The 14,439-nt window shown below is 49.9% G+C and carries 12 protein-coding genes; 1 reads left to right on the plus strand and 11 read right to left on the minus strand.

Annotated elements, in window-relative coordinates:
* Positions 1 to 14: 14 nt before the first annotated feature.
* From Q399_RS0102350 to Q399_RS0102390, 9 genes are read right to left on the minus strand one after another with little or no spacing between them, the layout of a single operon-like run.
* The gene (locus Q399_RS0102350; protein ID WP_031565087.1) at positions 15 to 1,073 is read right to left on the minus strand and encodes a protein-glutamate methylesterase/protein-glutamine glutaminase; all 1,059 of its coding nucleotides are present in this window, start codon (positions 1,071 to 1,073) and stop codon (positions 15 to 17) included.
* Positions 1,063 to 1,602: a chemotaxis protein CheD gene (locus tag Q399_RS0102355; protein WP_084164047.1), complete on the minus strand. Its 540-nt coding sequence runs from the start codon at positions 1,600 to 1,602 to the stop codon at positions 1,063 to 1,065. Before Q399_RS0102355 ends, Q399_RS0102350 begins: the two co-directional genes overlap by 11 nt.
* On the minus strand, positions 1,599 to 2,408 hold the full coding sequence (locus tag Q399_RS0102360; RefSeq protein ID WP_031565092.1) for a CheR family methyltransferase: 810 nt from the start codon (positions 2,406 to 2,408) through the stop codon (positions 1,599 to 1,601). Before Q399_RS0102360 ends, Q399_RS0102355 begins: the two co-directional genes overlap by 4 nt.
* A 14-nt stretch (positions 2,409 to 2,422) precedes the next feature.
* Positions 2,423 to 4,594, minus strand: a complete 2,172-nt coding sequence (locus tag Q399_RS22305; protein WP_051685681.1) for a methyl-accepting chemotaxis protein — start codon at positions 4,592 to 4,594, stop codon at positions 2,423 to 2,425.
* Between the two features lie 9 nt (positions 4,595 to 4,603).
* Entirely contained in the window at positions 4,604 to 6,697 is a 2,094-nt protein-coding gene (locus Q399_RS0102370; protein WP_051685682.1) for a chemotaxis protein CheA, read from the minus strand.
* Positions 6,690 to 6,992 (minus strand): hypothetical protein, encoded by a 303-nt coding sequence (locus Q399_RS20960; protein WP_037045487.1) that lies wholly within the window; start codon positions 6,990 to 6,992, stop codon positions 6,690 to 6,692. The genes Q399_RS0102370 and Q399_RS20960 overlap by 8 nt, the downstream gene beginning before the upstream one ends.
* 9 nt (positions 6,993 to 7,001) lie before the next feature.
* Complete coding sequence (locus Q399_RS0102380; protein WP_031565099.1) at positions 7,002 to 7,367, minus strand: response regulator; 366 nt, start codon at positions 7,365 to 7,367, stop codon at positions 7,002 to 7,004.
* A gap of 10 nt (positions 7,368 to 7,377) precedes the next feature.
* Complete coding sequence (locus Q399_RS0102385) at positions 7,378 to 8,586, minus strand: methyl-accepting chemotaxis protein (protein ID WP_051685683.1); 1,209 nt, start codon at positions 8,584 to 8,586, stop codon at positions 7,378 to 7,380.
* The gene (locus tag Q399_RS0102390; protein ID WP_037045659.1) at positions 8,586 to 9,131 is read right to left on the minus strand and encodes a chemotaxis protein CheW; all 546 of its coding nucleotides are present in this window, start codon (positions 9,129 to 9,131) and stop codon (positions 8,586 to 8,588) included. The genes Q399_RS0102385 and Q399_RS0102390 overlap by 1 nt, the downstream gene beginning before the upstream one ends.
* A 184-nt stretch (positions 9,132 to 9,315) precedes the next feature.
* On the opposite strand from Q399_RS0102390, the gene Q399_RS0102395 reads away from it, so the two are divergent.
* Positions 9,316 to 9,921: a response regulator gene (locus tag Q399_RS0102395; RefSeq protein WP_031565105.1), complete on the plus strand. Its 606-nt coding sequence runs from the start codon at positions 9,316 to 9,318 to the stop codon at positions 9,919 to 9,921.
* Between the two features lie 12 nt (positions 9,922 to 9,933).
* Here Q399_RS0102395 and Q399_RS0102400 read toward each other — a convergent pair whose 3' ends face one another.
* Together Q399_RS0102400 and Q399_RS0102405 are read right to left on the minus strand one after the other, a co-directional pair.
* Positions 9,934 to 13,122, minus strand: a complete 3,189-nt coding sequence (locus Q399_RS0102400) for a hybrid sensor histidine kinase/response regulator (RefSeq protein ID WP_084164048.1) — start codon at positions 13,120 to 13,122, stop codon at positions 9,934 to 9,936.
* Complete coding sequence (locus Q399_RS0102405) at positions 13,119 to 14,438, minus strand: sensor histidine kinase (RefSeq protein WP_031565109.1); 1,320 nt, start codon at positions 14,436 to 14,438, stop codon at positions 13,119 to 13,121. Before Q399_RS0102405 ends, Q399_RS0102400 begins: the two co-directional genes overlap by 4 nt.
* Position 14,439 lies beyond the last annotated feature (1 nt).

A 14,439-nucleotide genomic window follows, 5' to 3' on the forward strand; every position in this document is an offset into this window, starting at 1 on the left:
TTTTCGCAGTTTTGCTACGGCCGGATCTTTGACAGTTTCACACTAATTTCCTGCAACGACAGGACATGATTGACGGCACCTAACTTAATCGCTTCTTTAGGCATGCCAAAGACCACTGAACTCGCTTCGTCCTGCGCATAAGTCACAGCTCCCTGTTCCTGCATTTCCAGTAAACCACGGGCGCCGTCATCGCCCATCCCTGTGAGGATAAAACCGCTTGCTGCAGAGCCGATTTCACGCGCGACCGAACTGAACAACACATTGACTGACGGCTTATGCCGCGAGACTGGTGGTCCATCTCTGACGACGGTATAGAGCTCATGCCCCCGCTTTTCGACCTGCAAATGCAAACCTCCCGGCGCGATATAAGCATGACCCGACCGCATCAGTTGATTGTCTTCCGCTTCGACCACAGTCATCGCCGAAATATGATCCATTCGCTCAGCAAAGGCCTTGGTAAAAGCAGCAGGCATGTGCTGCACTATAGCAATCGGAGGCAATGTCGCAGGAACTTTACTCAGGATAAACTCGAGGGCTTGTGTCCCTCCTGTTGACGTGCCAATCACTAATAATCTGGCTTGGTCATGCTGATCGTGATTTGTAGCTCTTGCCAGCAGTTGTTGCTGTGCAGCATGGTTCAGCGCGCCGCTCTGTTGTTGCTTCACTATTTTGGCTTTCGCTGCTGATTTGACAGCCTGAATAATGTCGCGCCCAACCCGGAGGAGGTCTTCTTTAGACGACATCATCGGCTTTGCAAATATCTCTACGGCGCCTGCCGCCAGCGCCTCGACCGAACTACGTGCCCCTGACATGGTCAGCGACGAACAAATAATGACCGGTAATGGGCGACTACGCATCAACGAGCGCAGAAATGTCAGACCATCCATTCCGGGCATTTCAATATCAAGGACCAAAACATCTGGCCATTGTTGTTCCATGGCACGCATTGCAAATATCGGATTACTGTGCGCGCCGATCAGGGATAACTCGGGATCTGCTGACAGTAACTGCCCCAGTGTTTGTCGGATCACGGCAGAATCATCAACCAGCATTACTTTAATTTTAGTTGTCATATCGACCTGCCTTTGCAGAAATCACCTGAGAGAACGCACCATGATGCAGTGAGTTTTTATTCAGTTGACATTGACCATTTTCGAGGTCAACGCTCAGATACCGGTAACAATTTCCACCAATATCCTGGTGCAATATATCAACCTGATGTTTGTTGAGCACATCCATCACTTTGTGCAAATTTTGCTCGCCGATCTTCAGTGATTGAGCAATCGGCCTCTGCTGCTCCAATGGCGTACCAAACATATCGCCGCCCCCATATAACCGCAGCTCACACTGTTGTAATGTCGCACCGTAGCGTTCTAAGTCTCTGCAAAACAGGTTGATTGATTCGTCTACAAAACGACCACTCAACATGCCCTGCTTTGCCCGCAGCCGGGAAGGTAGCATGGCATGGGACACCCCCAGCCAATGCACAGACGGTAAAAAAACTACAAGACTGATGCATGAACCAAGAATGGTAGTAAGCCGGCCAACCCGGCATTCTCCGGTCCACATGTCTCCCGGGTTCAAAAACACCTGATAAGTCATGCCTGGGCTAACCGATAAACCGCAGGCCGTACCGATACCAGCGCATCAGTGATGCCATTCAGGCTCTCAGAGTGCCCGACAAACAGGAACCCGTCAGGCTGTAACACCTCTAACAGGTGATTAATGATGGTTTTTTTGCCGGCGGCATCAAAGTAAATCAGTACGTTACGTAAAAAAATCAGGTCATATTTTTTCTTGCGGCGCACAGGTTCCATCAGGTTGTGCGCGTGCAGGCTCAAGCGCTGGCGTAAGCAGTCATCAACTAACAGATATCCATCAAATTGCCCTAGCCCTTTGAGACAATACTTACGTAATAAAGACGAAGGCACTTCTCTTGCCCGGGATAGTGGATACAACCCTTGTGCTGCCGTCGCTAACATTCTGTTAGATAGATCACTGGCATCAACCTGCCAGAGTTTGTCGCCAAAATACTCGGCCATTAACATGGCAATGCTGTAGGGTTCTTCGCCAGAGGAGCACGCGGCGCTCCAGATCTGCGGAATATGACCGGGCCAGCCCTGGTCCAATAGTTCCTGCAAGAAATCAAAATGACGTTGTTCACGGAAAAAATAGGTTTCGTTGGTTGTCAGCAGATCCACAGCAAGCTGACGTTCCAAATGGTTTCCCTGTGTCGTAATAAAACGCAGATAGGCACCAAAGTTTTCTAACTGCAGAACTTTAAGCCGGGGAGCCAGTCTTCCGCATACTAAACTGCGTTTATTCATGCCGAGCCGGATGCCCGACTCAGCATAAAAAAACTGACTGATGGCGGCAAAGTCGCTTTCACTAATCGCCTGAACATTCATCTGCCACCCCCGGTTTAAAACCGGCCGAAACTATTCGGATCAACAGCCGCGGAACCTCGGGTGAGCCGGGTAACGTTTGATGCCGAAGGCGACTTACTCAGAGTTGGACGGGAAAACTGAATGAGTGATTGTCCCTCGCTATTGTCCAGCTGAAAGAAGCTCACCAGTTGCATCAGCATTTCCGCCTGACCAGACATTTCCTCAGCGGTCGCAGCCAGTTCCTCAGACGCAGAAGCATTTTGCTGTGTCGCCTGGGTCACCTGGGACATTGATTCATTGATCTGGCCAACTCCGGCAGATTGTTCATCAGAGGCTGCAGCAATTTCCTGCACTAATTCTGACGTTTTGCCAATCGCAGGCACTATTTCTTTGAGTAAATCTCCTGCCCGTTCGGCTTTTTGCACCGAACCGCTGGCCAGCTCTGATATTTCCTGCGCAGCAACCTGCGAGCGCTCCGCCAGTTTACGAACTTCGGCGGCGACAACGGCGAAGCCTTTGCCATGCTCGCCGGCTCTCGCAGCTTCGATCGCCGCGTTTAAAGCCAACAAATTCGTTTGATAGGCAATATCATCAACAATGCCAATTTTTGAAGCGATTTGTTTCATGGCCAGCACTGTGTCGACGACAGCACGCCCACCCTCGGCGGCTTCACCGGCCGCTTTTGACGCCATGCCGTCAGTGATTTTTGCGTTATCCGCATTTTGTGAAATCGAAGCGGTCATTTGCTCAACTGCTGCCGATGTTTCCTCAACAGAGGCTGCTTGCTCACTTGCTCCCTGTGCCAGAGATTGAGCGGTCGACGATACCTCAGTGGATGCCTGTGCCAGTGCTTCTGAGTTTGATCTGACATCGGCAATGATCCGTCTTAGGCTCTCAATAGTGCCGTTGACGCTGTCTTTGAGTCCGGCATAGACGCCCTGATAATCGCCTTCGACTAATACGGTCAGCTTACCTTGCTGTAAACCATTCATCACAGTTGCGGTTTCCTGAATGGGTTTTTCGGTAAAGGCCAGCACTTCGTTAAAGCTATCGATCATTTCGCGGAAGGTATCTGCAAAGCCAGTTGCATCGACCCGATACTGCAGATTGCCCTCTTTAGCACTTTGACCTACGGCGCCGAGTAACTCAGCGAGCCTTAACAGATTTGCTTTCGTTGCATCAGCCGCAACAGTGATGGCTGCTTTTTCGTTCGGCAATCTTGCCATATCGCTTTTGAAATCACCGATGCCATACGAAGTGGTCACTTTGACATAGTCTTTCATCATATCGACATGGGACTGCACCAGCCGGTTGATTTGGCCACACACCGAGCTGAACGCACCTGCAAAATCACGCTCATTTAATTGGAAACTGCTAAACCCTTCATCATGTTTCAGCGTCATTTCAGCGATCGCTGCGGCAAGTTGATTTAATACATCGGTTAAGTTCTGAGAGCACCCTGCAAGATCACCCAGCAGACCCTCTGCTTTTAATTGCGGGCGAACCGACAAGTCGCCGACGCTGACTCCGCGGATCACAGCAAGGTTATCACGCAACACTAAATCGAGTTGTGTCAGCAGCTGATTAGAAAGCAATGCAATATCACGGGCAATGCCATCGAGCGCCTCTGCATTAACAAGTTGCGAAAAATCCCCTTTCGCCGCAGATGTAAATGAATGGCCAAATTGTGCAGCGAGCAGCTTCTCCCTTTGTATTTCTGCGGTGAGATCCTGCCATTCAATAGCTGTACCTATGTGTTGTCCGTGCATCATCAGGCTGTTTTGACTCAGACGGAAAATTCTGTCGCCAAGCTTTAGCGTTACCACGGACATCCCACGGGTTGCAGGATTAAAAAACATCTCGATCGATTCGCCAATCAGCCGTTGCAGCGAAAATGATGGGATCTGGCTCCGGATCTCAGGCTCAGCCTGCTGCAGCAAACGTTGCAGCGCCGGATTGAGATAAGTCACGCTTCCTTGTTCATCCGCCAGCATCACACTGGTATTCAGGAATTCAAGAGCGGCCGACGGCACTGCCCGGCGTTGGACTTCCAACAGCAACAAATCCACCTCTGCAGCCAATGGCTGGCAGTCTCCCTGAAATTCCTCAACCTGCAGCGCTTCATAGTGCTGACTTTGACGCTGCTTTTGCAGAACCCGGGTTAGCTGGCTGGTTTGCTTGTCGGAAAATAGACGTAAAATACCCATAATGTCACCTCAGATGGTAGTCGTTGTACGCTGACGCTCTGTTGCCTGTACATGGATTTGCACCAGGCGAGGAATGTCGAGTATCAATGCGATATCACCGGAACCCAGAATGCTGGATCCGCTAATGCCCTGTAAAAACTGGAATAATTTGCCCAATGGTTTGATAACGGTTTGGAATTCACCCAATAACTGGTCGACAACTAAACCTGCGCTTTGTTTTCCATAGCGCACAACCACAATGCTGCGGCGGTCACTGGCTGCAGCACCGAGCCCAAACATTTGATTCAAAAAGATAAATGGCAAGACTTCGCCGCGCAGATTCAGGTAACCGGCGTCTGTATCAAGTGCCATATCTGCCGGCAACTCGATACATTCATTCACCATGTCCAAAGGGATCACAAAACGAGACTGACCAACTCGCACCATAAAACCGTCGATAATGGCTAATGTCAGTGGCAAGCGCAGCTGAAACTGGGTACCGGCGCCTGGCTCTGAACTGATATCCACTGTGCCACGCAAAGCTTCGATATTGCGACGCACCACATCCATGCCGACGCCCCGGCCTGACAGATTACTCACCGTATCAGCCGTGGAAAAACCGGGTTCGAAGATCAATTCGTCGATTTGCCGCAGAGTCAGCTCAGCACCGGCACTGATCAGTCCCTGGCTTATCGCTTTCTGCCGGACTTTATCGCGGTTGATACCGCGACCATCATCGCGGATTTCTATAACGATACTGCCGCAATCATGGTACGCCCGCAGCAACAAGCTACCATGTGCACTCTTTCCTGCCGCGATTCGTTCGGATGCGCTTTCAAGCCCGTGATCCATTGCATTTCTCACCAGATGCATCAGCGGATCACTGATACGTTCAACCATCGACTTATCGAGTTCAGCATCCGCGCCTTCGATCACCAGATGAACATCTTTCCCCAGTTCAGCAGCGATATCATGGACCACTCGCTGGAACCGATTAAATGTTTCACCGATTTGCACCATCCGCAGTTGCAGGGCACTGCCCTGAATATCATCCACCAGCTGCTGAACCTGCTGCACCCGCTCAGTTAAATCACTGTTGTTAAATTGCCGGCTGTGCTCGTGCAAGGTCGCAGTCGCAATAAGCAACTCACCCAATTGATTCACCAGCGTGTCCAGCTTATAAGCGGGCAAGCGCATCATGCGTTGATCTATCTGACGCGGCTGGTTTTTATTCTCTGCTTTTGTCTCGCTGCGTGGCAGCAAAGAAGGCGTTGTGCCGGCAGATACTTCAACCGGAACTTTCAGCAAACCCAACGCCTGCCATCGTTGTTTTAACTCTTGCGCCAACGCTGGACTCTCAAGGCTATCAAGAAAAAGTTGCTGGGCTTCAACCGGACTATCGTGGTTAAAAATGGCGCAAAGGCTATCCTGGCGGATAAATTCAAGCGCTTCCAACAGCGTGGCCTCTGCAATATCTTCCATCAGCAGATCAAGCATCAGCTGACAGGTTTCCGCTTGTGCTGGTGCAATCTGTGTCAATGGCTGTACCTGTCCGGCATACCAATATTCCCGGCACACAGCAGCATGCTGACGCAAATACCGCACCAGGATGACGGGGTCCAGACCGTCGGTAAAGCAACTGGCGGAGAGCTTCAGAAAAACGTGACAGCTTGATTTTTGTTTTGCTGATCCGACACTGGGAGATGCAATGTCGTTTTCAGACGACTGCGCAGATTGCTGCAACAGAGGCCTGAGCTGATTGAGTAGTGCATCACCGGCCTGAAGCAGATTAGCCGCTGGCTCAGCGGACACTTCGGCGCAATGCAGCAGACTCGCGATATGATCATTACAACGCAGCAGCAATTGCGAAAGGGAACGATCAACCACCAGCTTATTACTACGTAGTTGTTCAAACGCAGTTTCAACCAGATGGGTAAAGTGCACAACATGATCCAACCCAACAACGCCAGCCGACCCTTTAATTGTGTGCGCGGCCCTGAACATCGCATTAATATCTTCGGCGGTCACTTCACCCGGCGACTTCTCCAATGCCAGCACGCCACGTTCCAATTGTTCAACGAGCTCGCGGGCTTCTGTCAGAAATACTGCAACGAGTTCACTCATGTTCAGCATACTGCAGACCTCCCACACGATAGCCCTGTTCTATCAGCTGATCAGCTAACCATGCAGCGATAAGATGACTTTCAGGACCCGCCTGAATCGCTAAACTGGGTATTGGTAAAGATTTGAGCAGACTCAGCAGCAACTGAAACCCTGCACCGTCCAATTCCTGTAGCTCAGATAAATCCAGATTCAGCTGTTCGGGCTGATGCTGAGCGATAACCTGCCAACGACCGGCATAATCCTGAACTTCGTAGATGGTCAGGGAAGGCGGAAATTTTAGCGTCTCTGCAGACATAAGACCTCCTCAGGCCAGTAATCTGGACACCGTCATTAACAGTTGCTCGGCTTTAAACGGCTTCACCATCCATGCTTTTGCGCCATGGGCTTTACCTTGCGCCATAAAATTGTCGCCCGACTCACTGGTCAACATCACAAATGGGGTGAAACGGTAAGCGGGCTCGCCTTTGACGCGCTGTAACAGCGTTAAACCATCCATATTCGGCATGTTCAAATCGCTGATAATCAGGTGGACTTTTTTACCATTCAGTTGTTTTAAAGCCTCTACACCGTCACAGGCATCCAGCACTTCGTACCCCTCTCCGACGAGGGTCATTCGGGCAACCTGGCGGATCGAAGCAGAATCATCAACGACTAGAATTGTTTTAGACATGATACAGTCCTCAGAAAAAAGTAATGTCCTGCGGGCTGTGCTGCAATGACTCTGCAGGCCTCGCCGCCTTGTGTAATTCACGCTCATCCTGCATCGTGTATGACTGGTATAAATTCACCGCAATTTGTTCGACATCGCTAAGTGTTATCGCCGTGCCAGAAAGATGTAATTGCTGCAATTGCTGCAGAACCGTCACGATATGGCTAAGTCGCTGACTGACACGATCCTGAAACTGGAAATCAGTGATAGCATCCTGCAGCTTGTCTTGAACCTGACTTTGCGTTTTTTCAAGCTGGCCGATAGTGCCGCACAGTTCATTGGTCATGTCCGTCAAGCCGCTCATAACCGAGCCGATGTGCTGATTTGCGTCAGCCATCAGCTGCTCGTCCAATTCGCCGCTGCTTTGCAGTTGGCCCGAACTGCCGGCGATGGCCTGCATTAACGTCTGCATACGGCTAATAATGTCGCTGGCAGCTTGTGATGTGGTATCAGATAACTCGCGGACACGCTCAGCTACAACAGAAAAGCCACGCCCCGCTTCGCCAGCACGGGCGGCTTCGATCGATGCATTCAGAGACAGCAAAGTAATTTCTTTGGAAATGCGCTGGATAATTTCAGTCTGATGTTTGAGCGCGCTGGCGGCCTGAGCCACCTGTTGATTAGATTCCAGTAGTAGCGTTTTCCTCGCGAGCGCTTGTTGCAGCATTTGCAGCACCTGCGCCAGCGACACTTCAGTTTTGGCAGCAAAACTATCGCTGTCAGGTTCAAAGCGTTTGGCCGCGCTTTGCGCCAGCTGCATGCTTTCTCTTACGGAAATAAACAACAAGTTAAAATCTTCGACCAGACGATTTACCGATTGATCGCCCAATTGCTTACCGTGACCGAGTTGCGCAACCAGGGTGTCAAACAGCAAATTCTGCGCAGCGACCGTCTCTGCGCCTGATGTCAATGCGCTGACCGGAGCATCTTCGACAGTATCCCCGGCATAGACCTGAAGTTGTGGGCCGCGGCAACAGGAAAATGCTGCTTTTTGCAGGCGAAGAGTAAAAAGCAACACTGCCGCAGTAAATAGCATGGTCCAATGCACCAGGCTTGCTGCGGTGCTGAGTAAAAATAGGATGAGCACCATATGTTGTGCCCGTGGCCCACTGATAGGTGCCACCTCAGCCGGATAACCAGGCTGTGTGGTCCACAACTGACCACGGGCGAGGCCTAACATTATGCGACCTGCTCTGATGCTGATTTTTCCTGACTCAACGCAACTAACCCGGCCATTTCATCGACGGAAAGTACCCGCTCCAATGCCAGAATCATCACCAGCCGATCCTGAATGCGTGCCATTTGACGGATAAAGTCAGTCCGGATGCGGCTACCGAAGTTAGGTGCCGCCGCTAAGTCTTTGGCAGAAAGTTCCAGGACTTCATTGACAGCATCCACAACGACACCCAATTCAATTTTGCCGTCTTCGGTGTCGAGCTCAACAATCACTACGCAAGTACGTCGGCCGGCGGTCAGTTGCTCGCCATAGAGCCGGGCGGCTAAATCAATCACCGGAACCACAGCTCCACGTAGATTAATGACCCCCCTGACAAACAAGGGCAGCATCGGTATTTTGGTAATATTGCCAAATTCAATAATTTCTTTAATTGCCAGAATGCCGAGCGCATAACACTCGCCGCCGGAATTAAAAGTGAGGTACTGACCGACGTTGCCAAGCACGCCTGAGTGGTCGGATTCTGCGCGATTAGAACTACTGCTACTCATTTGCATCATTAGCACCTGTCTCATTTGTCCTCTAAAATCAGTTTAGAGTGAATTTATCATTTATGTCAATTATATCGTTTTAATTATTTTATGGCGCAATAATGGCCGATATTGCGAAATAACCTAGCGAAAGCGTCAAATAATTGATAAATTTGACAATTCATCTTGATAGCTGGAGGCAACGATGAGTAATGACGGCTGGTCGGACAAATCCGAGAAATACTGTAGTACCACGGAAGCGGCGCGTTTACTGGGCGTTTCTGTGGGAACAGTGCAACAAATGGTTGAATCCGGGAAGCTTATCGCCTGGAAAACTAACGGTGGGCACCGGCGTATTTTATTGCGGTCTATACAGCAGCAACGTGAACCCGTATCAACAGCCGTGCTGCCAATCAAATCAGATCCCGATGGCCGCCTGCAGGTAGTTATCGTCGAAGATGATGATTTCATGCGAACTTTGTATAAACGTGAACTGGAAAATATGGCACTGCCATTGACTCTGGAGCTTTTCGATAATGGTTTAGAAGCCATGCTGAGACTCGGAGCCGGCTTTCCACATCTACTGATCCTCGATCTCGAACTCCCCTACATAGATGGTTTTGAAATGCTCAAACATATCAAAACACACAAGGAAAATGACTTCAGGCATATTATTGTGGTCAGTGGGCTTGACGACAGTACACTCAAGCAGCATGAAACCGTTTTAGGTGATGTCACTGTGCTGAAAAAACCGCTGGACAGCGCAGTGCTTAAGGGATATTTGTTAGCTTTAAAGCATATTTATCTGTAACCGGCTGCAAAGTCAGAGCTGTTGCAGGAGTTGTTCAACCAGGCGTGCAGCACTCAGGCAATGTTGCCAGCATTCCTGATAATCATTGTCGCAGGCGTCACCATTCTGACGACGTGCAGCGAGTTCTAAAGCTTTGAGACTCTTTGCGAACTCAGTCAATCCGACAAAACTACTGGAAGATTTCAGTTTGTGTGCAATCGCTGATATTTGCGCCATATTTCCGCTAGACACTGCACGCACAAGCTCTGGCATATGTTGCCGATAGCTCCGGGTATAGTCTGCCAACACTTCATCAACCGCATCTGTTCCAACGGTTTTGGCCAGTGTGTCTCGGTCAAATCGAACATCTGCGGTTGTTTTTTGGTCGATAGCAGTGGTGGCTGACTCGAGACATCGCACGTATTGCTCCGGATGCAGCCACTGAGCCAGCGACTGTTCGAGCTTTACAATCGGTAGCGGTTTGGTCAGACAACCATTCATACCGGCTTCATAACATCGCTGCTGTTCTTCCTGCATGACATTAGCAGTTAACGCCAGCACCGGGATCGGTGGCAAATTTAGCAAATTTTCAATGTCCCGCCATGCCCGGCAAAACTCATAGCCGTCCAGTAATGGCATATGCAAGTCAGTCAGGATCAGGTCATAACGATTTTGCTGAGCAAATTGCAACCCCTGTACACCATCCGCTGCAACATCGGATTGATATCCGAGCTGAAGCAGCATCTGCCTGATCACAATCTGATTCGTACTGTTATCTTCCAGCACTAAAATCCGTTGGCTAAAATCAGGCTTCGCAGAAACTGAATTCTGTACAGGCGCTGCTGCCGGTTCCCCTGCACTAAACAGCAGGTTGATCGCGTCAAAAAGAGCACCACAGGTTAATACGTTGGCATCCAGATACACTTGTTTCTCAGCAACTAATCGTGGCTTTCGCCGTCTGCCACGGCCCATAACTACGACACCATGTTGCGGGTATCTAGCACGGATCCGGGAAGCAAGATCAATCCAGCCGTCTGGCAGCTCTGAGCCGGAACAGTCAATCAACCAGGCACACGCCTCACTTGTTGCAGGAGCAATGAGGTCTGGTTGCTGAGTCAGCTGCACGCTGCATCCGGCAGCTTGCAGATAAATGCCCCATTCCGTTGCCTGCTCAGAACTCTGACTGCTGACAATGACGACCTCTGTCGCCATGATAGCTTTGGTAGGTGGCAACTGACTCTGTAACACTTGCAGCGGTAACATCACTTTGAATTCACTGCCCAGATCAGGCTGACTGTTAACTTCAATTAGCCCGCCCATCAGATGGACGAGTTGTTGGCTGATTGAGAGCCCAAGCCCGGTACCACCAAATCGACGACTTGTGGAGTCATCTGCCTGCACAAACGGCTTGAATAACCGCTGCAAACTGGTTTCGGACATACCAATGCCGTTATCTTTCACCGAAAAACACAGTAAAACATCGTGTTCATCCCAATCCAAAACGGTGAGGGCTACATGAACCTTCCCCTGACGCCCGGTGCCGGCGCTGAATTTTATGGCGTTGCTCAGCAGGTTCAGCAGAACCTGACGAAGCCGTCCACCATCGGCCATCACCCGCAGAGGTACAGCTGGATCAACAAAAAAGCTAAGATAAATCTGTTGCTTAAGCGCGAGCTCATCCAAAACACTCATAATCTGATGAAGTAGTTCAGATAGATCGCAAGGCTCATGGATTACGGCCAGCTTACCGGCGTCAAGCTTTGAAAAATCGAGAATATCATCAATCACTGTCAGTAAGGCGGTAGCGGATTCCCGCATCACTTTAATATTTGCCTGTTGCTGGGGCTCGGTCAGTCCCGCGCTGAGCACATCTAACATACCCAATACACCATTCATGGGTGTGCGGATCTCGTGACTCATATTTGCGAGAAAACTACTTTTGAAGCGTGACGCCTGTTCCGCTTGTTCTTTTGCCAACCGCATTTCTTCTTCAACAGCTATCTCTGCAGTGATGTCAGACAAATGGCCATGCCAGAGTACATCGCCACTGGCGAGTTGTTCAGGCTGTGCTTTGCCCTGGTACCAGAGATATTCCCCGTCTGCTGACCACAGCCGAAATCTGGCCTGTAACACTTGCAGAGACTTTGATGACTGATCCAGGCGTTGGCCTAGCACCTCCAGATCATCCGGGTGGACTTTTTGCAAAAAGGGGCTGGCGTCTTTGCGTAATTCGTCGAGAGATAGACCGAATAATTGTTCGGCTTGCGGGCTCAGATAGGGAAAACTCCGGTTGCCATTGACTTTGCGTAAGTACTGAAACACGACACCGGGCACACATGAAGTTAAAGTTTCCAGCTGCAGCTGAGCCTGCATCCGGTCGGTCACATCAAAATAAAGACCCAGTAGTTTTTGTCTGCCACCAGGAAAACAGCGGATCTGACCGCGACTATGGATCCAAACCCAATATCCGGCCCGGTGACGCAGCCGTCCGACGCAGTCATAAATTGCTGCCTGCCCCCGCAGGTATTGGCTGAATGCGCTGCGGCAACGATGAACATCATCAGGATGCATTTGCTGAAACAGCCATTGCTGAGTCAGCTGTCCGGTTTCTGCCGGTGAAAGTCCCAACAGCTTATAGCCCGCAGCATCAACTTCGAGGTGATCAGTCAGAGTATCCAGTTGCCACGGGATTGCCGTCGCTGCGGCTATTGCTCGCTCCGCAGACTGCGTGTGCTGCTCGTCTTGCACCATAGCATGGTGCTGAGTTAAAAAATGACTCAACAGCCTGCACCAGGGCTCAACTAACGTCATAACCTGTTGTTGCTGCGAAGCATCAGCTTTGACCAGCAACCATCGCTGATTGCTATCCGGGACTAAGGGCAGCAGTATCGCCGGGGGTTCCAACGATAGACTCACAGAACCCGACGCTGTATGTATTTGCTGACAGTCCAGGATCTTTGGCGCCAGGCTATCATCCCCCGCAAGTCGGTAAAGCAGCATGCTGGCCGCTGAAATTTCGACCGCAGACGCCGTTGAGGCAATGGCTTTCTCCGTTTCATACACAGCCACAGCTTCAATACCAAGCACAGAGGTCAGTTGATCCAATTGCGCCTGAAGCAAGGTAGTATCAATTTGTTTCTGCGTAAAACACTGTGATAGGTCCGCCATCAGCCGGCTTATCGTCATGACTATAAGCTGCGGTGAATGTGTCGGACAGGTCATGATATTAGCTGCTCCGAGCCTGGTAAATCAGCTGTTTTTTCCGGACCTGTAATAGGTAATATCACAACAAAACTAGCACCTTCACCTGGTGTCGAATGAATCTGAATTTCGCCATGATGTTTTTTCACAATACTATATGACAAAGACAAACCCAGCCCGGTACCGCTACCAACAGGTTTTGTCGTAAAAAAGGGTTCAAACAGGCGTTTCATATGTTCAGACGAAATGCCCGGTCCGGTGTCACGCACTTCGATGCATACATCCTTATTTTGCTGCCAGGCTCGCAGATAAAGATGACCTTTATGTTCCATCGCTTGTGCGGCATTGACTAATAGATTCAAAAATACCTGATTTATCTGATTCGGCTGACAGTAGACCTGGGGCAGGTCTTCGGCGTAATCCCGATGAATTTCCACTTTATACTTCAGTTGATTCGCCGCAATTTTTAAGGTGTTTTCGAGGCCATCGACCAGATCTGCCGGTTGCCACTGCGCATTATCAACATGCGAGAATGCTTTCAGATTTTTTACAATCTCCGATACGCGGTCAATCCCATCAATGGACTCTTTAAGAAGATCAGGCAAATCCTGTCGGACAAAACCAAACTGTAAACGTTGCTGCATGTCGCGCTGCATGGCCAGATAAGCATCATTGCCGGTTTTACTGACCACTTTTTCATAGAATTCTGTCAGCTTCAGCAAACGGGTGGCATAGTCCTGTAAGGTTTGCAGGTTTGAACTGATAAATCCTATCGGGTTATTAATTTCATGGGCAACCCCTGCGGCCAGTTGACCGATAGCGGCCATTTTTTCTGATTGCAATAACTGACTTTGCGCCATCGACAGTTTTTCATTCAGCGCTTTAAGTTCAGCGCCTTCCTGTTCTAGTTTTGCTGACAGGAGCTGCTCCGCCTGAAAATAACTAGCAAGTTCAGTAACATCCTGTACCACCAGACACACGTTGTGGACAGAACTATCCTCTGACTCAATCGGCAGAAACTCAATATTTTGATACATCAGCGTTTCTTCACCGGTGATTGGCCGGCTGGAAGAAAACGGAAACACGTGTGGTTGATGCTCCCAATAAGAAAAACTGGCGTTATTGAGCACCAGCACACTGTCGATTTTCTTTTTCAGATATCGCGATTGCGCGGGAAACATCTCGAGTAGATTTTGGCCCTGAATTGCAGCAAGACTTTGCCCTGTACGATCACTGAAGAAATCATTCCAATACAACACCTGATACTCAGCATTTAACACACAGATCCCCAGAGGCAGCCGGTTATTTAACTGAAAATGCAGGCGTGGCAGGTCCATG

It is taken from the genome of Rheinheimera texasensis DSM 17496, from assembly GCF_000711985.1.
GTDB lineage: Bacteria > Pseudomonadota > Gammaproteobacteria > Enterobacterales > Alteromonadaceae > Pararheinheimera > Pararheinheimera texasensis.